The 24,540-nt window shown below is 74.2% G+C and carries 20 protein-coding genes and 1 tRNA gene; 6 read left to right on the forward strand and 15 right to left on the reverse strand.

Going from position 1 to position 24,540, the window contains the following annotated elements:
* The first annotated feature begins 194 nt into the window (after window positions 1-194).
* A complete protein-coding gene (locus AQJ30_RS16285) occupies window positions 195-3,437 on the forward strand; it encodes a S41 family peptidase (protein WP_067234044.1) in 3,243 nt (1,080 codons plus the stop codon).
* A 93-nt stretch (window positions 3,438-3,530) separates the two neighbouring features.
* On the opposite strand, the gene AQJ30_RS16290 is transcribed toward AQJ30_RS16285, so the two are convergent.
* The 4 genes from AQJ30_RS16290 to AQJ30_RS16305 all read right to left on the reverse strand — a co-directional run bounded on the left by AQJ30_RS16290 (window position 3,531) and on the right by AQJ30_RS16305 (window position 7,413).
* Window positions 3,531-3,728: a hypothetical protein gene (locus tag AQJ30_RS16290; protein ID WP_067234045.1), complete on the reverse strand. Its 198-nt coding sequence runs from the start codon at window positions 3,726-3,728 to the stop codon at window positions 3,531-3,533.
* A 132-nt stretch (window positions 3,729-3,860) separates the two neighbouring features.
* Entirely contained in the window at window positions 3,861-4,745 is an 885-nt protein-coding gene (locus AQJ30_RS16295; RefSeq protein ID WP_067234047.1) for an SDR family oxidoreductase, read from the reverse strand.
* Window positions 4,742-5,755, reverse strand: a complete 1,014-nt coding sequence (locus AQJ30_RS16300; protein WP_079084077.1) for an alpha/beta fold hydrolase — start codon at window positions 5,753-5,755, stop codon at window positions 4,742-4,744. The genes AQJ30_RS16295 and AQJ30_RS16300 overlap by 4 nt, the downstream gene beginning before the upstream one ends.
* A complete protein-coding gene (locus AQJ30_RS16305; protein ID WP_079084078.1) occupies window positions 5,752-7,413 on the reverse strand; it encodes a flavin-containing monooxygenase in 1,662 nt (553 codons plus the stop codon). Before AQJ30_RS16305 ends, AQJ30_RS16300 begins: the two co-directional genes overlap by 4 nt.
* A 125-nt stretch (window positions 7,414-7,538) precedes the next feature.
* Between AQJ30_RS16305 and AQJ30_RS16310 the strand changes: the two genes are divergently transcribed.
* Window positions 7,539-8,210, forward strand: a complete 672-nt coding sequence (locus AQJ30_RS16310; RefSeq protein WP_107119596.1) for a MerR family transcriptional regulator — start codon at window positions 7,539-7,541, stop codon at window positions 8,208-8,210.
* Window positions 8,211-8,229: 19 nt separating this feature from the next.
* Here the strand turns inward: AQJ30_RS16310 and AQJ30_RS16315 are convergent, their stop codons facing one another.
* Window positions 8,230-9,033: an exodeoxyribonuclease III gene (locus tag AQJ30_RS16315; RefSeq protein ID WP_067234048.1), complete on the reverse strand. Its 804-nt coding sequence runs from the start codon at window positions 9,031-9,033 to the stop codon at window positions 8,230-8,232.
* A gap of 80 nt (window positions 9,034-9,113) precedes the next feature.
* Here AQJ30_RS16315 and AQJ30_RS16320 point away from each other — a divergent pair, with 80 nt between their 5' ends.
* Window positions 9,114-9,602, forward strand: a complete 489-nt coding sequence (locus AQJ30_RS16320; protein ID WP_067234050.1) for a GNAT family N-acetyltransferase — start codon at window positions 9,114-9,116, stop codon at window positions 9,600-9,602.
* Window positions 9,603-9,633: 31 nt separating this feature from the next.
* Here AQJ30_RS16320 and AQJ30_RS16325 read toward each other — a convergent pair whose 3' ends face one another.
* Together AQJ30_RS16325 and AQJ30_RS16330 are read right to left on the reverse strand one after the other, a co-directional pair.
* Window positions 9,634-10,305 carry a response regulator transcription factor gene (locus tag AQJ30_RS16325; protein ID WP_211278995.1) on the reverse strand — a complete coding sequence of 224 codons (672 nt, stop codon included), beginning with the start codon at window positions 10,303-10,305 and terminating at the stop codon, window positions 9,634-9,636.
* Window positions 10,266-11,594, reverse strand: coding sequence for a sensor histidine kinase (locus AQJ30_RS16330; RefSeq protein WP_067234052.1), 1,329 nt, complete (start codon window positions 11,592-11,594; stop codon window positions 10,266-10,268). Before AQJ30_RS16330 ends, AQJ30_RS16325 begins: the two co-directional genes overlap by 40 nt.
* 133 nt (window positions 11,595-11,727) lie before the next feature.
* On the opposite strand from AQJ30_RS16330, the gene AQJ30_RS16335 reads away from it, so the two are divergent.
* Window positions 11,728-12,483 carry an ABC transporter ATP-binding protein gene (locus tag AQJ30_RS16335; protein WP_067234054.1) on the forward strand — a complete coding sequence of 252 codons (756 nt, stop codon included), beginning with the start codon at window positions 11,728-11,730 and terminating at the stop codon, window positions 12,481-12,483.
* Window positions 12,477-14,906, forward strand: coding sequence for an ABC transporter permease (locus tag AQJ30_RS16340; protein WP_067234055.1), 2,430 nt, complete (start codon window positions 12,477-12,479; stop codon window positions 14,904-14,906). The genes AQJ30_RS16335 and AQJ30_RS16340 overlap by 7 nt, the downstream gene beginning before the upstream one ends.
* 139 nt (window positions 14,907-15,045) lie before the next feature.
* On the opposite strand, the gene AQJ30_RS16345 is transcribed toward AQJ30_RS16340, so the two are convergent.
* The 7 genes from AQJ30_RS16345 to galU all read right to left on the reverse strand — a co-directional run bounded on the left by AQJ30_RS16345 (window position 15,046) and on the right by galU (window position 20,890).
* Window positions 15,046-15,119 (reverse strand) — tRNA-Ala (locus tag AQJ30_RS16345).
* A 192-nt stretch (window positions 15,120-15,311) separates the two neighbouring features.
* On the reverse strand, window positions 15,312-16,613 hold the full coding sequence (gene sepX, locus AQJ30_RS16350) for a divisome protein SepX/GlpR (RefSeq protein WP_067234057.1): 1,302 nt from the start codon (window positions 16,611-16,613) through the stop codon (window positions 15,312-15,314).
* A gap of 172 nt (window positions 16,614-16,785) precedes the next feature.
* Window positions 16,786-17,454 (reverse strand): GNAT family N-acetyltransferase, encoded by a 669-nt coding sequence (locus tag AQJ30_RS16355; protein WP_079084079.1) that lies wholly within the window; start codon window positions 17,452-17,454, stop codon window positions 16,786-16,788.
* Window positions 17,451-18,023 (reverse strand): MogA/MoaB family molybdenum cofactor biosynthesis protein, encoded by a 573-nt coding sequence (locus tag AQJ30_RS16360; protein WP_067234060.1) that lies wholly within the window; start codon window positions 18,021-18,023, stop codon window positions 17,451-17,453. Before AQJ30_RS16360 ends, AQJ30_RS16355 begins: the two co-directional genes overlap by 4 nt.
* The gene (gene moaC / locus AQJ30_RS16365; RefSeq protein WP_067234062.1) at window positions 18,020-18,532 is read right to left on the reverse strand and encodes a cyclic pyranopterin monophosphate synthase MoaC; all 513 of its coding nucleotides are present in this window, start codon (window positions 18,530-18,532) and stop codon (window positions 18,020-18,022) included. The genes AQJ30_RS16360 and moaC overlap by 4 nt, the downstream gene beginning before the upstream one ends.
* 127 nt (window positions 18,533-18,659) lie before the next feature.
* Entirely contained in the window at window positions 18,660-19,982 is a 1,323-nt protein-coding gene (glp, locus tag AQJ30_RS16370) for a molybdotransferase-like divisome protein Glp (protein ID WP_067234064.1), read from the reverse strand.
* A 5-nt stretch (window positions 19,983-19,987) separates the two neighbouring features.
* The gene (gene galU / locus AQJ30_RS16375) at window positions 19,988-20,890 is read right to left on the reverse strand and encodes a UTP--glucose-1-phosphate uridylyltransferase GalU (RefSeq protein ID WP_067234065.1); all 903 of its coding nucleotides are present in this window, start codon (window positions 20,888-20,890) and stop codon (window positions 19,988-19,990) included.
* Window positions 20,891-21,026: 136 nt separating this feature from the next.
* Here galU and AQJ30_RS16380 point away from each other — a divergent pair, with 136 nt between their 5' ends.
* Complete coding sequence (locus AQJ30_RS16380; protein ID WP_067234067.1) at window positions 21,027-21,608, forward strand: 5-formyltetrahydrofolate cyclo-ligase; 582 nt, start codon at window positions 21,027-21,029, stop codon at window positions 21,606-21,608.
* A gap of 76 nt (window positions 21,609-21,684) precedes the next feature.
* Here AQJ30_RS16380 and AQJ30_RS16385 read toward each other — a convergent pair whose 3' ends face one another.
* A complete protein-coding gene (locus AQJ30_RS16385; protein ID WP_067234069.1) occupies window positions 21,685-24,516 on the reverse strand; it encodes a penicillin acylase family protein in 2,832 nt (943 codons plus the stop codon).
* Window positions 24,517-24,540: the final 24 nt, after the last annotated feature.

Raw genomic sequence — 24,540 nt, forward strand, 5'->3', positions numbered from 1 at the left:
CTCCCGCGGTCGGTGACCCCGGACCGGGCCCGGGTGTCCTTGTGCAAGACGAACATACCCCGTTTGTCAACGAAACGAAACAGTTTCGTACGTGTCCTGGCTCACGTGTGTAAGAGCCGGGTAAGAGAAGGCCCCGGCGGCACGCGGACCGCCCACGAGTTGCCCGGCCCCGCGCACCGGAAAAGCATGGGGAGGTGAGCTATCTGCGCCTGCCGCACCTGCGCGGTGACCTGCTGTGCTTCGTGTCCGAGGACGACCTGTGGCTGGCGCCGCTCGACACGCCCGGGCGGGCCTGGCGGCTCACCGCCGACCGCACCAGGACCGGCCACCCGCGCCTGTCGCCCGACGGGCGCTGCGTGGCCTACACGAGCTGGCGCAGCCTCGACCCCGAGATCCACCTCGTGCCGGTGGACGGCGGCCGCGGCCGGCAGCTGTCGCACTGGGGCAGCTCCGACACGCGCGTGTGCGGCTGGACCCCCGAGGGCGACATCCTGGCCGTCACCTCCCACGGCGAGCCGTTCTCCTACTTCACCTGGGCCTACAAGGTCGGCGTGGACGGCGCCCCCGGCCGCAAGCTGCCCTGGGGCCCGGTCTCCGACCTCCAGGTCGCCGACCTCGACGGGGAACGCCGCAGCCTGCTGCTCACCGGCACCCCGCCGCACGAACCCGCCGCCTGGAAGCGCTACCGGGGCGGCGCCACGGACCGGCTCTGGCTGCACGGCCGGCGGCTGCTGCCCGGCCTCGGCGGCCACCTGCACTCCCCGATGTTCGTCGGCGACCGCATCGCCTTCCTCTCCGACCACGAGGGCGTCGGCAACCTCTACTCGTGCGCCCACGACGGCTCCGGCCTGCGCCGCCACACCGACCACGACGCCTTCTACGCCCGGCACGCGTCGAGCGACGGCACGCGCGTGGTATACCAGTGCGCCGGCGACCTGTGGATCGTCGACGACCTCGCCACCTCTTCCGCGCCGCGCCGGATCGACGTCCGCCCGAACGGGCCGCGCACCGGACGCCGGCCCCACCAGGTGCCCGCCGCCCAGCACGTCGACGGGCTCTCCGTGGACGACACCGGCCGGGCCAGCGCGGTCGTCGTGCGCGGCAGCCTGTACTGGCTGACCCACCGGGACGGCCCCGCCCGCACCCTCACCGACACCCCGGGCGTGCGCGTCCGGCTCCCCCGGATGCTCGGCCCCGGCGGGCAGGTCGCCTACGTCACCGACGCCGAGGGCGAGGACGCCGTCGAGATCGCCCACCTGCCGCGCGCCTCCGGCGACCGCCCGCCGCGCCGGCTCGCCCAGGGGGAACTGGGCCGCGTCCTGGAACTGGTCCCCGACCCGCGCGGCGAACGGCTCGCCCTCGCCGCGCACGACGGACGGCTGCTGCTCGTCGACGCCTCGGAGGACTCCAACGGCGAGGTCACCGAGCTGGTCCGGTCGGACAACGGACCCGTGCGCGACCTCGCCTTCTCACCCGACGGGGCCTGGCTCACCTGGTCCCACCCGGGCATCGGGCGCTCCCTGCGGCAGATCAGGGTGGCCCGCATCACCGGCACCGGCGAGCGGCTCGTCGTCGACGTCACCGACGGGCGCTTCGAGGACGAGAACCCGGTCTTCACCCGGGACGGGCGCTACCTGGCCTTCCTGTCCTGGCGCGGCTTCGACCCGGTCTACGACGTCCACACCGGCGACCTGTCCTTCCCGCTCGGCTGCCGCCCCTACCTGGTGCCGCTGTCGTCGGCGACCCCCTCCCCGTTCGCCCTCAGCCCCGAGGGGCGGCCCGCGGCGGGCGGCCTGGACCCGGCCGAGGACGAGGGCGCCGGGGACGGCACCGTGACCGTCGAGGTGGAGGGCCTGGCCAGCCGGGTGACGCCCTTCCCGGTCACCGCCTCCAAGTACTCCGCGCTGCGCCCCGTCGCGGGCGGCGGGCTGGTGTGGCTGCGCTGGCCCATCTCCGGCGCGCTCGGCGAGACCTTCGCCAACCCGGACGACACCAGCGGGCGGCCGACGCTCGAGCACTTCGCCATCACCCGGGCCAGGAAGTCCGAACTCGTCGGCCACCTCGACTGGTTCGAGGTCAGCGGCGACGGCACCCGGCTGGTCGTCGCCGACGAGGGCGACCTGCGCGCGGTGCCGTCCACCGAGACCGGCGACGGCGACACGACCGTCTGGATCGACCTCCGGCGCATCCTGCACGAGGTGGACCCCGGCGCCGAGTGGCGCCAGTCCTACGCGGAGGCCGGCCGGCTCATCCGGGCCTACTTCTGGGACCCCGGGATGTGCGGCATCGACTGGGACGCGGTGCTGGACCAGTACCGGCCGCTCGTCGAACGCGTCGCCACCCCCGACGAGTTCGCCGACCTGCTGCGCGAGGTCCTCGGCGAACTGGGCACCTCGCACGCCTACGTCACCGCCTCCCGGCGCAACGAGGGCCCCGCCCACTACCAGCGCTGGCAGGGCCTGCTGGGCGCCGACCTCGTGTGCCGCGACGGCGCCTGGACGGTCCGCCGCGTCCTGCCCGGCGACTCCTCCGACTCCAAGGCCCGCTCCCCGCTCGCCGGCACCGGCATCCGCGACGGCGCCGTCCTCACCCACGTCGACGGCCGGCCGGTGGACCCGGTCACCGGCCCCTCCCCGCTGCTCGCCGGCGCGGGCGGCACCACCGTGGAGCTCACCTTCACCCCCGCCGAGGGCGAGGCGGGCCGCGCCCGGCGCGTCGCGGTGGTCCCGCTGGTCGACGAACGGCCGCTGCGCTACCAGGACTGGGTCGCCAAACGCCGCCAGGTGGTGCGGGAGTTGAGCGACGGCCGGTGCGGCTACCTGCACATCCCCGACATGGGCGGCTCGGGCTGGGCCCAGTTCAACCGCGACCTGCGCGGCGAGGTCTCCCGGCCCGCGCTGATCGTCGACGTGCGCGGCAACGCGGGCGGGCACATCAGCGAACTGGTGGTGGAGAAGCTGACGCGCAGGATCCTCGGCTGGGACCTCACCCGCGACGCCCAGCCGGTGTCGTACGCCTCCAACGCGCCGCGCGGACCGGTGGTGGCGCTGGCCGACGAGGCGACCTCCTCCGACGGCGACATGATCACCGCCGCCTTCAAACTCCTGGGCCTGGGACCGGTGGTGGGACAGCGCACCTGGGGCGGCGTGGTCGGCATGACGGGGCGTCACCGGCTCGGCGACGGCACGGTCATCACGGTGCCGATGAACGCGGCCTGGTTCGACGCCTACGGCTGGTCCGTCGAGAACCACGGCGTCGCCCCCGACCTGGAGGCCCTGCGCACCCCGCTGGACTGGGCGGAGGGGCGCTACGCCCAACTCGACGACGCCGTACGGCTGGCGCTGGAGCTGCTGGAGACCCACCCGCCGGCGTCCCCGCCCGACCGCCGTGACGTGCCGGACCGGTCCCGGCCGAAGCTGCCGCCGCGGGAGGCGTGACCCACCGGGGGCCGGCCGCCCCACGACGGGGCGTGGGGTGCCCCGCCGAAGCGGAGCACCCCACGGAAGTCGGCCAGGGCCGTAGGACGAGGGTCAGGCCTCGTAGTCCTGGTCGAAGCGCTCCTCCGGCTCGCGGCGGCCGCGCTCGGACTGCCCGGGCTGCCCGGTCTGCTCGTCCTGGGGCGACCTGCGGCCGCGCTGCGGCATGCGCTCCTTGGCCTCGTCCACCTTCTGCCGAGCCTGGTCCTGCCACTGCTCGGTCCGGTCCTGGAACTTGTCCTTCATACCCATGTGGGTTCACTCCTGTGTGAGTGGGGGGTTGGGGCCCCTCGCGGGGCCACGACCAGATTCACACGGGCCGACACGCTCCGCATGTCGATCAGTTACGGGGCGTAGCCACAGGGGTGTTGACCAGTGCGGACGTCACCGCCGGCCCGTCGCGCGGGCCTGCTCGTCGGCCTGTCCGCCGGCTCCGACGAGCCCCGTGCTCATCCCCTGGAGCCGGGGCGCGAACCGCCTCATCTCCCGTTGCCCCACCGTCCCGATGAGCCCCGGCAGGTAGCCGCGCACGCCCTGCATCCCGCGCAGCCACCACTGCCCGTACACATGGCTCGACCGCCGCTCGATGCCGGCCACGATCCGGTCCACCGCCGGGCCGAGCGGGTACGTCTTGTTGGACGGCCACGGCAGCCGCTGCCTCAACTCCCGCATGACGTCCTCCTGGTCGGCACCGCGCACCATGTCGGTGTCGGTCCACGACAGGTAGCCCACCCCGACCCGCACCCCCCGGTGGCCGACCTCGGCGCGCAGGCTGTGCGCGTACGCCTCCACGCCCGACTTGGACGCGCAGTACGCCGTCATCATCGGCGCCGGCGTGATCGCCGCGAGGGAGGCGATCTGCAGCAGGTAGCCGCGGCTCTCCATCAGCACCGGCAGGAACGCCCGCCCGGTGACCGCCGATCCGATGAGGTTGACCTCGATCACCCGGCGCCAGGAGTCCGGGTCGGAGTCGACGAACGGCCCGCCGGTGGCCACCCCGGCGTTGGCCACCACGATGTCGACCTTCCCGAACCGCTCCTTGACCTCGCGGGCCACCCGGGCCATCGCCTCGTGGTCGGTGACGTCGGCGTGCCAGTGGTCGCTGTCGCCGTGCAGCCGCTCCCCCACCTGCTTGAGCAGGTCGGGCTCCAGGCCCACCAGCGCGACGCTCGCCCCGCGCGCCGACAGCTTGCGGGCGAGCAACTCGCCCACGCCGCGCGCCGCTCCGGTGACGACGGCGACCTGGCCCTCCAGGCTCACCTTGCTCATGCGCCCTCCTTGATCTGTGCGGTCCGTGCGGTCTGAGCGGCCTGTGCGGTCCGTTCGGTCCGTGCGGTCTGAGCGGGAACCCCGGCCGGGCCCTCCGCGGTGTGGGGAACGACGTACGTCGTGACCAGCTCCCTGATCCGGCCGGTGACCAGCTCCGGCGCCTCCACCGGCGTCATGTGGCCCAGGCCGGGCAGTTCGGTCAGGCCGACGCACTGCGGCAGGGCGGCCACCAGCGCACGGGCGTGCCGCGGGGGCGTCAGCCGGTCCGCCGTGCCGACGACCACCGCCGTCGGCACGTCCAACTCCCGTACGGCGTGGTCGAGGTCGAGCAGGTCCAGCACCTGCGACCAGGCGTGCCGCGACCCGCGCGGACAGGCGTGCACGATCCGCGCGCACGCCTCCACCATGTGCGGGCTCGAACCGGCGCCCATCGTGGCGTACTTGAGGATCCGCAGCGCGGCCGGCGTGACCGGGCCCAGCGGGGCGCGCGAGCCGAGGACGTGCCGGGTCAGCCACGTCCTGAGCCGGCCGGGCCGCAGCGGCAGCACCGTGGACTCGGCGACCAGCTGCGAACTGCCCGTGCTGCACAGCAGGACCGCCGCCGCGTGCGCGCGGAACGCCGGGCGCGTCGAGGCGGCCATGACGGTCATCCCGCCCATCGAGTGCCCGGCGACGACCGCCTTCTCGCCCGGCGCGAGGGTGGCGAGCAGGACCGCCTCGAGGTCGTCGGCGAGGGCGTCGGTGCCGCAGGTGCTGATCGCGGGGCTGCGCCCGTGGCCGCGCTGGTCGTAGGCGATGACCCGGTGGTCGGCCGCGAGCGCGTGGACCTGTGCCGCCCAGAAGGCGGTCGAGCAGGTCCAGCCGTGCGCCAGGACGACCGCCGGGGCGTCGTCCGGCCCGTGCACCTCGACGTGCAGCCGGGCGCCGTCGGCCGAGACGACGCTCAGCTCCCGCGTGGGGGCGGGCGGGGCGTAGGGACCGGAGGTGACGTGTGCGGGGCGCCGGCTCATGAGGCCACCTCGGCGGAGGCGGTGCCGGCCGTGGTCGTGGTGCCCGCGGTGGCCGTCCCGTCCGCGGTGGCCGTCTCGTCCGCGGTGGTCGTGGCGTCCGCGGTGGCCGTCTCGTCCGCGGTGGTCGTGGCGTCCGCGGTGGCCGTCGTGTCCGCCGCACCCGGGGCGCCCGGGCCGTCCTGCGCGCCCCCGGGCCGGACCACCTGGTACTCGGCGAGGTCCACCCGCCGCGTCGCGCGGCGGAACTCGGCGGTGGTGCCCGGCCAGATGGTGGTGTTGCGCCCGTTGGCGTCGAGGTACCAGCTGGTGCAGCCGCCGGTGTTCCACACGGTGCGCCGCATCCGCTCCTGCACGCGCCGGTTCCAGGCGTGCACGGCGCTCGGCCGGGCGTCGAGGGCGGCGCGGCCGCCGAGGACGGTCAACTGGCGCAGGTAGTCGGCCAGGTAGTTCAGCTGCGACTCGATCATCAGGATCATCGAGGAGTTCCCCAGGCCGGTGTTGGGCCCGATGATCGTCATGAAGTTCGGGAAGCCCGCCGCGGTCGCGCCGCGCAGGGACTCCATGCCGTCCTTCCACACCTCGGCGAGGGTGCGGCCCTCCGCCCCCACGACCCGCTCCGCGATCGGCATGTCGGTGACGTGGAAGCCGGTGCCGAACACGATCGCGTCGGCCTCGGCCTCACGGCCGTCGGCGGCCACCAGGGTCGAGCCGCGGACCTCGCGCAGCCCGCTGTCGACCAGGTCCACGTTGGGCCGGGCGAGCGCCGGGTAGTAGGTGCTGGACAGCAGGATCCGCTTGCAGCCGATCCGGTAGTCGGGCGTCAGCCTGGCCCGCAGCGCCGGGTCCTTGATGGCGCGGGCCATGTTGCGCTTGGCCAGCTTCTCGACGAAGCCCAGCTCGTCGGGCCGCTTGGTGAACGCCTGCACCTGCAGCTCCCGGATGCCCCACAGCAGCCCGCGGCGGAGCTGCGTGGTGAGCGGCAGTGCCCGGTGCAGGGACCGCTCGGCGCCGCTGATGGCGCGGTCGACGCGGGGCATCACCCACGGAGGGGTGCGCTGGAAGAGGGTGAGGCGGCCGACCTGCGGCTGGATGGCCGGCACGATCTGGATCGCGGACGCGCCCGTGCCGACCACCGCGACCCGCTTGCCGGTGAGGTCGTAGTCGTGGTCCCAGCGGGCGGAGTGGAAGACCTTGCCCGGGAAGGACGCCAGGCCCGGGATCTCCGGGATCTTCGGGTCGGACAGCGGCCCGGTGGCGGAGACCACGACGTCCGCCGACAGGGCGCCGCTCGCGGTCTCGATGTCCCAGCACAGCCGCTCGGCATTCCAGGTCATCCGCTGCACCTCGGAGTCGAAGCGCAGGTGCGGGCGCAAGTGGAAGACGTCGGCGACGTGCTCCAGGTAGGCACGGATGTGCTCCTGCCCGGAGAAGGTGCGCGGCCAGTCGGGGTTGGGCGCGAAGGAGAAGGAGTAGAGGTGGGAGGGCACGTCGCAGGCGCACCCGGGGTAGCTGTTGTCCCGCCAGGTGCCGCCGACGCTGCTCGCCCGCTCCAGGACCACGAAGTCGGTGATCCCCTCGCGGCGCAGCCGCACGGCCGCGCCGAGCCCGCCGAAGCCGGACCCGATCACCGCCACCCGTACCCGCTCCTGCTCGGCCATCCGAGACCCTCCTCGCGTGACTCTGCCAGTGAACACTGGCGCAATGGGAGAGTAGAGGAGCGGCGTACTCATGGGTAGGGGGTCGGCCGGAGAAAGTTACCGACGGTACGAACTAAGGTGCGGGCGTGGCAGACAAGCGGGAGTACCGCATGGCGGAGCTGGCCGAGCGGGCCGGCATCACGGTGCGCACCCTGCGCTTCTACCGGGAGCGCGGGCTGCTGTCGGCGCCCCGCCGCGAGGGCCGGATCGCCTGGTACGACGACCACCACCTCGCCCGGCTGCGCACGATCGCGGCGCTGCTGGAGCGCGGCCACACCCTCAGCGGCATCGCCGAACTGGCCGAGGCCCTGGACCACGGCCGGGACGTCGCCGACCTCCTCGGCGTCGCCCCGCCCACCGAGGAGGAACCGGTCCGCCTCACCCCCGAGGAACTCGCCGCCCGCTTCGAGGGCGAGGTCACCCCCGAGAACCTGGCCGCCGCCCTCGACCTCGGCTACCTGGGCACCGACGGCGACGAGATCGTCCACATCAGCCGCCGCCTGCTGGACGTCTCCTCCGCCCTGGTCCGCGAGGGCATCCCGCTCGCCGAGGTCCTCTCGGCGGGCGCCCGGGTCCGCCAGCACGCCGACGCCCTGGCCGACCTCTTCACCGACCTGATCCTGCGCCACGGCCCCGAGGAGAACCTCCACCGCCTGCGCCCCCTGGCCCGCAGCGTGGTGGAGGCGGAACTCTCCCTGGCGCTGGACCGGAGGGTGCGGGAGCACAAGGAGAACGAAAGGGAGGAAGAGGGGGACTGACGGATCCGCCGGGGCGGGCTCAGAGGTCGTAGACCACCGTCACCGGCGCGTGGTCCGACCAGCGCTCCGCGTGCGTGGCGGCACGCTCCACGTACCCCTTGACCGCCTTCCCGGCCAGACCGGGCGTGGAGACGTGGAGATCGATGCGCCATCCACTGTCGTTGTCGAAGGCGCGGCCCCGGTACGACCACCAGCTGTACGGCCCCTCCAGCCCCGGGTGCAGCGCCCGCACCACGTCCACGTAGCCGCCCTCCTCCGGGGTGAGGACGCGGGTCAGCCAGGCGCGCTCCTCCGGCAGGAAGCCGGAGTTCTTGGTGTTGCCGCGCCAGTTCTTCAGGTCGGCCGGCTCGTGGGCGATGTTCCAGTCGCCGCAGACCAGCACCTCGCGCCCGTCCGCCGCGGCGCGCTCGCGCAGCTCCTTGAGGTGGGCGAGGAAGGCGTCCATGAAGCGGACCTTCTCGTCCTGGCGCTCGGTGCCGACCTCGCCCGAGGGCAGGTAGAGGGAGGCCACCGTGACACCGGGCAGGTCGGCCTCGACGTAGCGGCCGGAGGTGTCGAACTCGGCCGAGCCGAAGCCGACGCGCACGGCGTCCGGCTCACGGCGGCTGTAGAGGGACACGCCCGCCCGGCCCTTCGCGGCGGCGGGCGCGTGCACGACGAACCAGCCCTCCGGCGCACCGGCCGCGGCGGGCAGCTGCCCGGGCTCGGCGCGCACCTCCTGCAGGCACAGCACGTCGGCGGAGGTGTCGGCGAGCCATTCCACGAAGCCCTTCTTCGCGGCGGCGCGCAGCCCATTCACGTTCACGGAGGTCACGGTCAGCACCCGGGCACGATACCGGCACACTGGAGGGCGACCGATCCGCCCCGCACCCCATGCGTGCGCATATACGTACAGTGAGCAGCATGAACATACGCCCCGTGCCCTTCGACCACCCGGACGCCGTCAAGCTCAACGACGAGGTCCAGGCCGAATACCACGTGCGCTACGGCGACGGGGGCGACGCCACCGTCCTCGCGCCGTCCGACTTCCAGCCGCCGCGGGGCGTGTACCTCATCGCCTACGACGGGCGGGACCGCCCGGTGGCGACGGGCGGCTGGCGCAGTCAGGACCACAACGACGAGGGCAACGAGGACGGCGACGCGGAGCTGAAGCGCATGTACGTCGTGCCCGAGGCGCGCGGCCGCGGCCTGGCCCGGCGGATGCTCGCCGCGCTGGAGGAGGACGCGCGCGCGGCGGGGCGGGTGCGGATGGTGCTGGAGACGGGCACCCAGCAGCCGGAGGCCGTCGCGCTGTACACCTCCAGCGGCTACGAGCCGTGCACCAAGTTCGGCTACTACCGCCACCACGAGGCGAGCCTGTGCTACGCCAAGCCACTGCGGCAGAGCCGGTAGTCCGGCCTCGGCCTCGTGTGAGCCGGCGGCCTCACTCCCGCAGGTACGCCAGTACCGCCAGCACCCGGCGGTGGACGTCCTGCGCGGGCGGCAGGTCGAGCTTGGTGAGGATGGAGCCGATGTGCTTGCCGACGGCCGCCTCGGAGACGACCAGCGCGCGGGCGACCGCGCCGTTGGAGCGGCCCTCGGCCACAAGCGCCAGCACCTCCCGCTCGCGCGGGGTGAGCCGCTCCAGCGGGTCCCGGCGCCGGCGCAGCAACTGCCGTACGACCTCCGGGTCGACGACCGTGCCGCCAGCCGCGACCTCGTCGAGGGCGTCGACGAACTCCGCCACCTGCCCGACGCGGTCCTTGAGCAGGTAGCCGACCCCGGTGCCGTCCCCGGAGTCCAAGAGCTCGGCCGCGTACGCGCGCTGCACGTACTGGCTGAGCACCAGCACCGGCAGTCCGGGCCGCTCGCCGCGCAGCCGCACGGCCGCGTGCAGTCCCTCGTCCGTGAACCCGGGCGGCATCCGCACGTCGGTGACGACCACGTCCGGGTCGTGCGCCCGGACCGCGTCGAGCAGGGCGGGGGCGTCCCCGACGGCCGCGACGACCCGGTGCCCGAACCGCTCCAGCAGGGCCGTCAGGCCGTCGCGCAGCAGCACGCCGTCCTCGGCGAGGACTACGCGCAGGGGTCGTCGGCCGTGGGCTGCGTCGCGCACGGGATCTCCACTCGCAGCAGGGTGGGCCCGCCCGGCGGGCTGGTCACGGCCAGTCTTCCATCGAGCACCGACACCCGGTCCCCGAGTCCGGTGAGGCCGGAGCCGGTGGCCGGGTCGGCGCCGCCCCGCCCGTCGTCCTCGACCTCCAGGACGAGCCGCCCGTGGCGGTGGGCGCCCCGCACGCGGGCCCGCCGCGCCCCGCTGTGCCGGGCGACGTTGGCCAGTGCCTCGCGCACCACGAAGTACGCGGCGGCCTCCACCGCCGCGGGGAGCCGTTCCGGCAGGTCGACCTCGGTCGCGACCGGGACCGGCGAGCGGTCGGCCGCGTCCGCCACGGCCGCCGCGAGCCCGTAGTCGGCGAGCACCTGGGGGTGGATGCCGTGGATGAGCTCCCGCAGCTCCGCGAGCGCCGCGTCCGCCTGTGCGTGGGCCCTGGCCAGCTGCGCGGCGAGCGGCCCGTCGGGCGGTGCGTCGAGCCGGGCCAGTCCCAGGGCCATGCTGAGGGCGACGAGCCGCTGTTGCGCCCCGTCGTGCAGGTCCCGCTCGATCCGCCGCCGCTCCGCCTCGAACGCCTCCACCAACCGCACGCGGGAACGTGCCAGTTCGCGCACCCGGGCCTCGGCCTCACCGGCGCGGGGCAGTACGAGCAGGCGGGTGAGCCCGGCCCGCGCGCCCGCGGCCACGCCGACGCCGTACAGCCCGGCGGCGAGCGCCACGAGCCCGAGCGCGGCGAGTGCACAGGCCTGCGCCTGCCCGGTGACGGTCACCGCCTTGAGCACCTTCAGCTCCCGCCCTTCCCCCGCGGTCGCCAGCAGCAGCGGCGTCGCGACCAGCGCCCCCGGGCACACCAGGGCGACGGTCACGACGAGCGCCTCCACCGGCCACAGCAGGAACCCGGTCAGCAGCGCGTGCCCCAACTCCCGCCAGGTGGCGGCCTCCCGGAGCCGGATGCCGAGCCAGCTGCGCAGGCCGGGGGCGGGCGGGTCTGCGTGTGCGGTGAGCCGGGCCGCGTCGGTGCCGGCGGGGCCGGGCCCCTCCCCGAGCCACCCGAGCCGCCACCGCTCCACGGCCGCGACGGGCAGGCCCGCGAACGCCGTCAGCCCCAGCAGCGGCAGCCCGACAAGGACGACGGCGAGGAGCCCGCCGGCCGCGACGAGGCCCACCAGCCCGGCCAGCACGACGACTCCCAGCACCACTCCGGTCAGCAGGTGGCCGACGGCCCGCCAGGGCCACGACGACAGCAGGTAGTCCGGGCGGGCCAGTGCCTGCCACACCGTACGAGGACGCATGCGGATCACCGTAGGAGCGCCGCCCCCGGCCGGGCCATCCGTCCAGCCGGAGCCCCGGGGGTATGCCTGGCCCCACCCCGGTTGTCGCCCCTGCCCGACCGACACGGGCCCCCGCCCGGGGTTTCGTGGGGTCATGACCACACACGCCGTCCAACTGACCGCCGTGAGCAGGCGTTACGGTGCCGGGGGCACCGGGGTGACCGCGCTCGACGACGTCACGCTCGCCTTCCCCCGGGGCTCGTTCACCGCCGTGATGGGCCCGTCCGGCTCGGGCAAGTCGACGCTCCTGCAGTGCGCCGCGGGGCTGGACCGGCCGACGTCGGGCTCGGTGCGGATCGGCGGCACCGAGCTGACGGGGCTGGGCGAGCGCCGGCTGACGCTGCTGCGCCGGGCCCGGATCGGCTTCGTCTTCCAGTCGTACAACCTGCTGCCGTCGCTGACCGCCGAGCAGAACGTCGCCCTGCCCCTGCGCCTGGCCGGCCGCCGCCCGTCCCGCGCACGCGTGCGTGCCGCGCTCGCCGAGGTCGGCCTGGCCGGCCGCGCGGACCACCTCCCCGCCCGGCTCTCCGGCGGCCAGCAGCAGCGTGTCGCGCTGGCCCGCGCGCTGATCACCCGCCCGGAGGTGCTGTTCGGCGACGAGCCGACGGGCGCGCTGGACTCCACGACGGCCCGCGGGGTGCTGGCGCTGCTGCGCGCCCTGGTGGACGACGAGGGGCAGACGGTCGTGATGGTCACGCACGACCCGGTGGCCGCGTCGGCGGCGGACCGGGTGGTGTTCCTGGTCGACGGCCGGGTGCACGACGAGCTGTCGGCGCCGGACGCGGAGACCGTCGCGGCCCGGACGGTGTCGCTGGAGAGCCGTACGGCGACGGGGGCGGTGGCGTGCTGAGCACCGCCCTGCGCACCCTGTACGACCGCCGGGCGTCCTTCGTCGGCGGCTTCGTCGCGCTCGCGCTGGGCGTCGCCCTGCTCACCGTGATGGGCCAGGCCCTCGCGGCGTCGCTGCACGCGCCGCACCGCTCCCCGGAGCGTTTCGCCGCCGCCCCGGTCGTCGTCCGGGCCGACGACACGCTCCGGGTGCCGACCCCGGCGGGCCCCCGCACGGCCCGCCTCCCCCACGCCCCGCCCCTGCGGCCCGCCGCGCTGGACGCCCTCGCGACGCTCGGCCGCGTCACCCCGGACCGCTCCTTCCCGGTGCGCCCGGCCGACGGCCCGGCCGGCCTTGTCGGCCTTGTCGGCCACCCCTGGTCGACGGCGCGCTTCGCCCCGTACGCCCTCACCGCCGGGCGGGCGCCCGCGACGCCGGACGAGGTGGTGACGGCGGGCGGCTGGACGCGCCCCGGCGCCCGTCTGCGCACCGCCCACGGCACGGTGACCGTCGTGGGCACGGTCGGCGACCTCGGCTTCGAGCGTGCGGTGTTCTTCACGGACGCCCGCGCGGCGGCCCTCGCCCCCGAGGTGCGGCAGGCGGTGGTCGAGGCGGACGCCACGGCCGTACGGGCCGTGCTGCGCGGCGACGCGCGCGTGCGGGTCCTCACCGGCGCGGAGCGGCGCCTCGCGGACGCCGACCCGGACCGCGACGCGGAGGCGCTGACCGCGCTGAACGCCCTGTTCGGCACGGCGGGCGGGGTCAGCGCGTTCGTGTCGGTGTTCGTGGTCTCCTCGACGTTCGCGTTCGCGGTGGCGCAGCGCCGCCGGGAGTTCGGGCTGTTGCGCACGGCGGGTGCGACGCCGGGTCAGCTCCGGCGCTCGGTCCTGGCGGAGGCGCTGCTGGTCGGCGCGCTCGCCTCGGCGGCCGGGTGCGCGCTGGGGGCGTACGCCGCCCCGCACCTCGGCGCGCTAGTGGTCGACGGCGGCCTGGCCCCGGCCTGGTACCGGGTCGGCGGCGCGGTGTGGCCGTACCACCTGGCCTTCTGGACGGGCCTGTTGGTCGCCCTGGCCGGAGCGGGCGGCGCCGCGTGGCGGGCCGGGCGCACGCCTGCCGTGGAGGCGCTGCGGGAGGTGTCCGTGGAGCCGGCCCGGCTGCCCCGCGCGCGATGGGTGTGCGGGACGCTCCTGCTGCTGACGGCGGCCACCACCCTGGCGTACGCGCTGTGGACCGACCCGGGCGACCTGCTGCACCGCAAGACCTGGGTCAGCCGCCCCCTGCTGCTGGTCGGCGCGGCCGCGGTGCTCTCCCCGGTGCTGGTGCGCCCCCTGGCCCGGCTGTTCGTGCGGCTGCCGGGGGTGCTCGGCGTGCTGGTGCGGCAGAACGTCCTCACGGGCGCCCGGCGTACCGCGTCGCTGGCGGCGCCGGTCATGGTGACCGTGGCGCTCGCGGGCTCGCTGCTGGGGGCGACGGCGACGCTGGGCGGGGCGCGCGCGGCGGAGGTCGAGCGGCAGACGGCCGCGGACTTCGTGGTGACCCCGGCGGACGGCACGGCGTTCGCCCCGGCGGCGCTGGCGCGGCTGCGGCGGGTGCCGGGCGCCGAGGTGTCCGCGACGGCCACGACCGCCGTGCGGACCCTGGAGGACGGCGTCGCACTGGTGGGCTTCCCGGCCCGGGCGGCCGAACCGGGCCCGCTGGAGCGCACGGTGCGCCTGCCGGTGACGGCCGGACACCTCGCCGACCTGGACGACGAGTCGATCGTGGTGACCCGGGAGTGGGCCCGGCACCGGGTGGGTGAGCGGGTACGGGTCTGGCGCGGCGACGGCACGCCGCGCACCCTGCGCATCGCGGCGGTCCTGGCCACGGGCACGGGCGGCAACGGCGCCTACGTCACCCCGGCGAACGCTCCCGGCGCGGGCGTCGACCGGGTGGACGTGCGGGTGCGCGCGGGGGCGTCGGCCGTGACGGTCGCCCGGCACCTGAGGTCGGTCGAAGGGGTGCGGCTGCTGACCAAGGCCCAGTGGGTCCGGGCGAGTTGGCCGCCCCGGAACCGCGCCACGCGCCTGGGCGTCCTGCTGGTCCTCGGCATCGCCCTGCTCTACACGGGCCTGTCGGTGGCCAACACGGCGCTGATGGCGGCGTCGGCCCGCCGCACGGAACTGACGACCCTGCGCCTGACCGGCCTCACCCGCGCCCGGATCCTGCGCCTGACGGCCCTGGAGAGCCTGACGGTGGTGGCACTCGGGTCCGCCCTGGGCGTCCTGGTGACGCTGGCCGACCTGTCGGGCATGACGACGGCCCTGCACCTGCTCACGGCCCCGGCCCCCTTGACCGTCCCGTGGCGCCCCCTCGCCTGGACGACGACCACGTGCGCCCTGCTGTCGCTGTGCGCGTCCCTGACCGCGACGGGTTGGAGCCTGCGCGGCCGCCCGACCCGCGTGTGACCCCGAACACCACGGAGCCCTTGCCGACTTCCGCCGACGAGGGGCTCCCTGCGGTGTGAACCTGCGGGAAGCGCCGCATACATCACGTACGACATGCCAAAGCCCCGGCCGGAAAACCCGGTCGGGGCTTTGAGCTGCGTGGACCTGTGGGGATTTGAACCCCAGACCCCCTCGATGCGAACGAGGTGCGCTACCAGACTGCGCCACAGGCCCTTGCAACGAGTGAAACTCTAGCATCCCCGTCGGCCTGCTCAAAAATCCGTTGTCGGGCGGCCGGGCGGGGCGTCCGGCGCAGGTCACCAGGGGCGCGCCGGGCGCCGCTCCGCGGGGGTCCGGGGACTACTCCGCGGGGGTGCGGGGACCGCTCCGCCGGGGTCCGAGGACCGCGCCAGGGCCCGCTGAGCGTCACTCGTTGGCGGCGCGGGGCCGTTCGCCGTCCTCGTACTGGTCGAACAGCGGGGTGCGGCCCCGCTCGCGGGAGCGGCGGGCCGAGGCGGCGCGCCGGGCGTCGGAGCGCTCCTCGTCCTCGGGCCGGGACTCGGCGGTCTCCGTCCCGGCGCCGGTGCCGGCCTCTGGCTCCGCCTGGTCCGCGGCGACCGTGCTGGAGCGGGCCGAGCTCCAGGTGTCCGGGGCGCCGAGGTCGACGTCCGGCGTGGCGCGCGGGGCGACCGGTGCCGTCACGTACGTCGGCAGGGGCACCGGCACCGGGTCCCAGCTGTCGCCCTGGCCGGGGTGCCGCTGGCGTTCACGCTGCTGGTCGACCCACTCGGCGTGGTCGGTCTGCTCGACGAGGGCACGGCGGTCCGCGGCGAGCGCGAGCAGCCCGGGGTCGGTCTCCGGCTCGGGGGCCGTGGCGGGCTCCTCTGCGCCGGCGTCGGCCTCCACGGACGGCGTGGCCGCCGAGGAGGCCCGGCGGCGCGGCTGGCGCTCGCGCAGGCGCTGCGCGGCGGCCTCGGCCTGGCGCCGGTCCATCTGGTAGGTGAAGCGGCGGCGCTCCTGGGCGCGCAGGTAGCCGATGTACCCGCTGAGCAGGACGGCGGGCACACCGGGCGCCCACAGGAACGCCAGGCCGCCGACGGCCGCGACGACGGCGCCCAGGGTGAAGGCGAGGAACAGCATCACGGTGGTGCGCCGGCGGCGCGCGAGCACCTTCGAGCGCTGGGCCCGCGCCGTGGCCGCCTGCGCGGAGGGGCTCGGCGCGCGCCGGGCACGGGGCACGCGCCGGGCGGCATCGGGTGCCGCGGACGGCGCCGACGACTCGGAAGACGGGGAGGGCTGGGCGGACTCGGAGGACGCCGACGCGGCGTGGCTCCCGGCGAAGGGCTCACCCACCCGCTCGCGCTCGGTCCGCTCGACGCGCTCCACGCGCTCGTGCCGGTCCGCGCCGGGCTGCCCGCCCTCGCGCTCCGGGAGCGTGACCCGGGTCTGCGGGCGGGTCGGGGGCACGGCGAAGGCCCGGACGTCCACCGAGTCGGTGACCGCGTCCGGGTCGGCGTCGGGCTCCGCCTCGTCGGTGGAGCGCGCCCGCAGGTCCTTGGCGTAACGACGCTCCATGGCCGCCCGTCCGGACAGCAACCGGATGGCGGTGCTGAAGCGTTCGGTCGGACGGGCCTCGTTCAGCTCGTCCTGCCTACGGAGCCACATCGGCACCAAGTAGGCGGCCCAGGCCCCGACAATGACTGCGTAGATGAGGCCGCTGCTGCTCACGCCTCACACGGTAGAGGGGATCGCCTGGGGCCATCGCCCAATTGGGCCGGTGTGTCGCACGATCTGGCTGATATTTCGAACTTTTTTTGTGACCGATGCGATCAGTGGCTCACCCGGGCCGGGAATTCATTGCTCCGAGAACGTCGCCCATCGATCAATTTCGAACATATTTTCAATTTCCGGGGTTGCCGGCATTCCCCGGTGTGTTCTGGTGGTCACGGGGCGCGGTGCGGGGCCGCGACCTCCGCCAGCGCGTCAGCAGGCCCTCCGGGACTTCCTCGGCGGTCAGCGCGAAGACCAGGTGGTCCCGCCAGGCGCCGTCGATGTGGAGATAGCGGGGCCGCAGCCCCTCCTCGCGGAATCCGAGTTTCTCCACCACACGTCGGCTGGGGCCGTTCTCGGGGCGAATGCAGACCTCGATGCGGTGCAGGCCGACCGCGCGGAAACAGTGGTCGACGGCGAGCGCCACGGCCGTCGGCATCACCCCGCGGCCGGCGACCGACTGGTCCACCCAGTAACCGACGTGCCCGGAGCACATCGAGCCCCAGGTGATCCCGGCGATCGTCAACTGACCGACGAGCTGCCCCTGGTACTCGATGACGAACGGCAGCATCCGGCCGGCGTTCGCCTCCGAGCGCAGGTGCCGGACCATCTGCCGGTACGTCGGCCGGTGCGCGATCGGCCCGCTGGGCGCGGGCGGCGGGATGGTCGCCTCCCAGGGGCGCAGCCAGTCCCGGTTGCGCCGGTTGACCTCGCGCCACGCGCGTTGGTCGCGCAGCTTTATCGGGCGGAGGACGACGTCGCCCTCCGCCAGTTGGACGGGCCAGGACGGGCTGTTCAGCGCGCACCCCCGGACGGTCTGGTGGGGTCCTCGCCGTGGGCACCGTGACCGTCATGCCCGTCGGTGCGTCGGTGGTCGCCGCCGCGGAGCTGGTCGACGGCGTGCACGAGCAGCGGCTCCAGGACCGCCAGCCCGTCCTTCACGCCGCCGGAGGAGCCCGGCAGGTTGACGATCAGGGTCCGCCCGGCCACCCCGGCGAGGCCGCGCGAGAGGGCCGCGGTCGGCACCTTGTCCCGGCCGAACGCCCGGATCGCCTCCGCGATGCCCGGCACCTCGTGGTCCAGCACCGCGCGCGTGGCCTCGGGGGTGCGGTCGGTGGGCGAGATGCCGGTGCCGCCGGTGGTGACGATCACGTCGTAGCCGCTCTCGACCCCGGCGCGCAGGGCCGCCTCCACGGGGTCGCCGTCGGGGACGACCCGGGGGCCGTCGACGGTGAACCCGAAGCCGGTCAGGCCCGCGGCGATCAGAGGGCCGCCGGTGTCCTCGTAGACCCCGGCGGCGGCCCGGTTGGAGGCGGTGACGACCAGTGCGCGGTACGGCGCGGCGGCGGGGGGCGGCGCGGCGGTCACGGCCGGCTCCAGTCGCCGGACTTGCCGCCCGTCTTCTCCTCCACGCGCACGTCGGTGATGACCGCTCCCTTGTCGACCGCCTTGACCATGTCGATCACGGTGAGCGCGGCGACGGAGACCGCGGTGAGGGCCTCCATCTCGACGCCCGTGCGGTCCGTCGTGCGCACCGTCGCGGCGATCTCCACGGCGTCGTCCGCGACCGACAGGTCCAGTGTCACACCGGACAGGGCCAGGGGGTGGCACAGCGGGATCAGATCGGGCGTGCGCTTGGCGCCCAGGATGCCCGCGATGCGCGCGGTGGCCAGGGCGTCGCCCTTGGGCACGCCCCCGCCGCGCAGCAGCTCGACCACGCGGGGCGAGACGAGGACCCGGCCGCTCGCGCGGGCGGTGCGCGCGGTGACGTCCTTGGCGGACACGTCGACCATGCGGGCGGCGCCCGCCTCGTCGAGGTGCGTCAGTCGGTCCTGCGCTGGGGGTCCGGGGGCTTCCCCCCGGGATGGCACGGTCATGGTGTGTGGCGCTCCCGGTCCGGGCCCGTCGCGGTGCGGCGCACGGGCCTGCTGTGCGCGACACGGTACCCCCAAGTCCCAGGGCGCAACCGCCCAGGACCGCCCCGCGGACCGGTCCGCGCGGGGCTCAGCCGAGCAGGACGACCTCGACCTCGGCGCCCGGCTCGACGGACTCGACGTCCTCGGGGACGACGATCAGCGCGTCGGCGTGCGCGAGGGCCGCGACCAGGTGCGATCCGGCGCCACCGACCGGGCGGACGGCGCCGTCGGCGTAGCTGCCCCGCAGGAACTGGCGGCGTCCCCGGGGCGAGGTCAGCGGGCGGTCGGCGGTGAGCGTCGCGCGCGTGGTGGGCCGGTGGACGTCGGTGAGGCCCATCAGGGTGCGGATGGCGGGGCGGACGAACAGCTCGAAGGAGACGTACGACGACACCGGGTTGCCCGGGAGCGCCAGCAGCGGGATGTGGTCGGGGCCGAGGGTGCCGAAGCCCTGCGGCTTGCCGGGCTGCATGGCGAGCTTGCGGAACTCGACGCCGCTGCCGGGCTCGTCCTCGTCGCCGACGTGCGCCAGGGCCTCCTTGACGACGTCGTACGCGCCGACGCTGACGCCGCCCGTGGTGACCATGAGGTCGGCGCGGACCAGCTGGTCGTCGACGGTGGAGCGCAGGGTGTCGGCGTCGTCGACGACGGCGCCCACGCGGTAGGCGATGGCGCCGGCGTCCCGCGCGGCCGCGGTGAGGGCGAAGCTGTTGGAGTCGTAGATCTGGCCGTCGGCCAGTTGCTCACCGGGCTGGACGAGTTCACTGCCGGTGGACAGCACCACCACGCGGGGGCGCGGGCGCACGCGGACCGTGCCGCGGCCGATCGCGGCGAGCAGAGCGATCTGCGGCGGGCCGAGGACGGTGCCCGCCTCCAGCGCGCGGTCCCCGGCGCGGACGTCGCTGCCCTGCGCGCGCACGTGGGCGCGTGCCTCGGCCGGCCGGTGCACGCGCACGTGCCCGGTGGCGCCCTCGGGGGCGAGGCTGCGGGCGCGCATGCCGTCCACGGGGCCCTCGCCGAGCCCCCCGTCGGTCCACTCCACGGGGACGACGGCCTCGGCGCCCGGGGGCAGCGGGGCGCCGGTCATGATGCGGGCGGCCTGGCCCGGCCCCACCTGGAGCAGGCCGGGCTGTCCGGCCGCGACGTCGCCGACGACCTCCAGGGCCGCCGGGAACTCCTCGCTCGCGCCCGCGACGTCGGCGACCCGGACCGCGTAGCCGTCCATGGAGCTGTTGTCGAACGGCGGCAGGGACACCGGCACCGTGACGTCCTCGACCAGGACGCAGCCCTGGGCGTCGAGGAGGTGCAGCTCGATGGGCTCCAACGGGCGGATCGCGGTGAGGACGTCCTCCAGGTGCTCGTCCACCGACCACAGGCGGTCCTGGCCGGGGGAGTGGGGCGCGGCGGTGCTCAACGTGGTTACAACTCCTCGGTGACGTAACTGCGAAGCCAGGACCGGAAGTCCGGACCCAGATCTTCACGTTCGCACGCGAGTCTGACAATGGCACGCAGATAGTCGCCCCGGTCGCCGGTGTCGTAGCGGCGGCCCTTGAAGACGACGCCGTGCACCGGGCCGCCGACCTTCTCGTCCGCGGCGAGCTGCTGGAGGGCGTCGGTGAGCTGGATCTCGCCGCCGCGGCCGGGCTCGGTCGTGCGCAGTATGCCGAAGATGCTGGGGCCGAGGACGTAGCGGCCGATGATGGCGTAGCTGGAGGGGGCGTCCGCCCGGTCCGGCTTCTCGACCAGGCCGGTCACCTTGACGACGTCGGCCTCGCCGGTGCCCTCCACCGCCGCGCACCCGTAGAGGTGGATCTGCTCGGGGGCGACCTCCATGAGGGCGACGACGCTGCCGCCGTGCTGCTCCTGCACCTCGATCATCCGCTGGAGCAGCGGGTCGCGGGGGTCGATCAGATCGTCGCCCAGCAGGACGGCGAAGGGCTCCTGGCCGACGTGCGGGGCCGCGCAGAGCACCGCGTGGCCGAGGCCCTTGGGGTCGCCCTGGCGCACGTAGTGCATGGTCGCGAGGTCACTGGACTGACGGACCTTGGCGAGCCGGCCGGCGTCGCCCTTCTTCTCCAGAGCCGACTCGAGCTCGTAGTTGCGGTCGAAGTGGTCCTCCAGGGGGCGCTTGTTGCGACCCGTGACCATGAGGACGTCGTCGAGGCCGGCGGCGACGGCCTCCTCGACCACGTACTGGATCGCCGGCTTGTCGACGACCGGCAGCATTTCCTTGGGAGTGGCCTTCGTCGCCGGGAGGAACCGGGTGCCGAGACCTGCTGCGGGGATGACAGCCTTGCTGATCCGTGGGTGCGACTGAGTCATGGGCGCCACCCTATCCGGTGCGTTTGAGAGGAATCTGTAGCTCCGGTTAATAGATGTTCATATGAACTGATTCGAACAGAACGGGAGCGTACGCGTGCATCATCACGGCACAGGCGGGGCCGAGTCTGACAAGCGGATGTTGCGGCGGGAGTTCCTCGCGGTGAGGAACACGTTGACGGCCGATGACGTGCGCGAGTCAGCCCTGGCGCTCGCCGGGCACGCCCTGGAACTACCCGAGTTGGCGCACGCGCACACGGTCGCGGCGTACGTCTCCGTGGGCACCGAGCCCGGCACCCTCGCGCTGCTGGACGCGCTGCGCGCGCGGGGCGCCCGCGTGCTGTTGCCCGCCCTGCTGCCCGACAACGACCTCGACTGGGGCGCCTACGCGGGCGAGGGCTCCCTCGCGCGCGTGCAACACGGCGGCAGGATGGCCCTCTTCGAGCCGACCGGCGCCCGGCTCGGCCCGGACGCCGTGACGGAGGCCGACGTGGTGCTGCTGCCCGGCCTGGCGGCCGACGCGCGCGGCATGCGGCTGGGCCGCGGCGGAGGCTCGTACGACCGGGTGCTGGCCCGGCTGGAGCACGCGGGCGCACGTCCCGCGCTGGTGGTCCTCCTGTACGACACGGAGGTCGTCGCCCGCGTCCCGGCCGAGCCGCACGACCGCCCGGTGCACGCGGTGGTGACCCCGTCGGGCGTCCGCCGCTTCGACCACCCCTGAGACCCGCGGCGGTAACTGAGCGAAGGGGCCCTCCACGCGCGCGTGGAGGGCCCCTTCGCTCAGTTACCGCCGCGGGTCACGGCTTGAGGACGAGGGTGTCCCTGGTGCTCTTGTCGACGGCCTTCTCGCCGAACGCCCAGTCGAGCAGCTCCCCGTCGGCCCACTTGCCCGTCTGGTCGGTGTAGTGGGCGCTGAAGGCGTGCCCGGACGCCCCGGTGAGGTTGATCCACTTCGACTTGTCCAGGTCGTCGAGGTTGACGACCATCCGCATCGACGGCACCCAGACGACGCCGTAGCCGCCCGCCGCGTTCCAGCCGGTCGCGTCGACCGCGGCCTCGCCGCCGCCGAGCTTCCAGGGGCCCCGGTTGAGGACGCGCCGGACGAAGGACGGGCCGCTGGTGCCGAGGGTCTGGTTCTTCAGGAACAGGCGGTGCAGCCGGCCCCAGCTCCAGGTGTCGATGTCCTTGCCGAGCTTGGCGGTCAGCTCCCAGCGGGCGTCGACCATGGCCCGCTTGAACAGCTCGTCCCGGTTCGTGGCGCCGTCGCGGGTGCCCGACTTGGGCGTGGTCCACCAGTCGCTGTCCGGCTTGTCCATCAGCGTGCGGACCACCTGGAACCAGCGGTCCCCGCCGTCCGGCTGCGCCTGGTCGGCGGCGCGCTGGCCGCACTCGCGCACCTTCTGGGTGCGGTCCACGGGACCGGTGCTGTTGACCGGGTCGACCCACAGGCACTGGCCCTCCACCCGCAGCTCCTTGGGCAGCTTGTTGCCGAAGGCGAGCTTGAGGATGTTGCGCCAGACCGCGTTGAAGTAGGCGGCGGCCGCCGAGTCGGCGTCCTGGGTGTAGCCCCAGCCCTGGAGCAGCTTCTGCGCCTCGCGGACGTCCGGGTCGTCCACGTTGATCTTCAGCAGCACGGGCACCAGCAGCTTGGCGATCTCGCTGTCGTTGTCCGTCTGCATCTGACGCATGTCGTCGGTGGAGATCTTGCCGCCGCCCTTGATCTTGGACTTGATCAGGTCGGTGATGCGCTGGCTGCGGGTGCCGTAGCCCCAGTCCGTAGTGAGGGTGTAGGGGTACTTGTCCTCGTCGACGACGGCCTGGTTGGCGGTCACGATGTAGCCGCGGCTGGGGTTGAACTCGTAGGGCAGCTCGTCGAACTCGATGGAGCCGGTCCAGCGGTACTTCGGCTTCCAGCCCGGCGCCGGGACGGAGCCGTCGACGCCCTTCGCGCGCGTGGGGATCTTCCCGGGCAGCTGGTAGCCGATGTTGCCCTTCGTGTCGGCGTAGACCAGGTTCTGCGAGGGGACGTCGAACTTCTTGGCCGCGGCCCGGAAGCCCTCCCAGTCCTTCGCCCTGTCCATGGCGAAGACGGCGTCCATGGTGGTGCCCGGCTCCAGCGCGGTCCACTTCAGGGCCACCGCGTAGCCGTCCGCGCGGTCGGGGGCATCGGTGTCGACGGTGGCCTTCTTGCCGACCTTCAGCAGCTCGTCGTCACGGTCGGACAGCAGCGGCATCCCGTCGGCGGTCTGGCGCACGACGATCTTCCTCGCGGTGCCGCCGGCGACCTTGATGGTCTCCTCGCGCGTGACGAAGGGCCGGACCTTGTCGTCGTACAGGTAGCCGTCGCCCGTGACCTTCTCCAGGTAGAGGTCGGTGACGTCCACGCCGGAGTTCGTCATGCCCCAGGCGATGTCCTGGTTGTGGCCGATGACCACGCCGGGCATCCCGGCGAACGTGTAGCCGGTGACGTCGTACTGGCACGTGCTGGAGACGCTGCGGCAGTGCAGGCCCATCTGGTACCAGACGGACGGCAGCGAGGCCGACAGGTGCGGGTCGTTGGCCAGCAGCGGCTTGCCGGTGATCGTGTGGTCCCCGGACACGACCCAGGAGTTGGAGCCGATGCCGTTGCCGTTCACGCCGACGGCGGTCGGCAGGTCGTCCAGGACGTCGGACAGGCCCGAGAGCTGCCCCTGCAGGGCCGAGCCCTCGGTGCCGCCGGAGGAGCCCGTGCCGCCGGACGAGCCGGTGCCGTCCCCGGAGCCGGTGCCGTCCCCGGAGCCAGTGCCGCCCGACGAGCCCGTGCCCCCCGTGGACGTGCCGTCGGACGAGCCCGAGTCGTTCTTCGACTCGAACGTTCCGGTCAGCTCGTCGTACTGGCCCTGCTGGACGATGGCCCGGTTGCGGCTGTACGGGTACTGCGGGTAGAGGTCGGCGATCTGCTGCGGGCCGAGGCGGCTGGTCATCAGCGCGCGGTCGATCTCGTCCTGCATGTTGCCGCGCAGGTCCCACGCCATCGCCTTCAGCCAGGAGACCGAGTCGACCGGGGTCCACTTCGACGGCTTGTAGTCGTTGGTGAAGCCCAGTGCCGCGTACTCCAGGGAGATGTCCTTGCCGTCCTTGCCGTCGAGGTAGGCGTTGACGCCCTCGGCATAGGCCCGCAGGTACTTCTTCGTGGCGGCGGACAGCTCGCTGTCGTACTCCTTCTGGGCGATCCGGTCCCAGCCCAGGGTGCGCAGGAACTCGTCGTTCTTCACCTGGCTCTTGCCGAACATCTCCGACAGGCGCCCGGAGGTCATGTGGCGGCGGACGTCCATCTCGTAGAACCGGTCCTGCGCCTGGACGTAGCCCTGCGCCTTGAACAGGTCCTCGTCGGAGGAGGCGTAGATCTGCGGGATGCCGTAGCCGTCCCGCTTCACGTCGACCGGGCCGGACAGGCCGGGGAGCGTGATCGAACCCTTGGTCTGCGGGAAGGAGGCGCGCACGGTGCTGATGGACCAGTAGGCACCGAAAGCGATGCCGCCGACGAGGGCCAGCACCAGCACAAGCACGATCAAACGGGCTTTGCGCCCCTTCTTCCTGCCGGACTTGCCGGGCTTGTCACCCGTTGTGGCGGTGGTGTTGGGGGGCATCGCTGTCCTTGCTGTCCTAACGCG

Source organism: Streptomyces longwoodensis (genome assembly GCF_001514125.1).
GTDB lineage: Bacteria > Actinomycetota > Actinomycetes > Streptomycetales > Streptomycetaceae > Streptomyces > Streptomyces longwoodensis.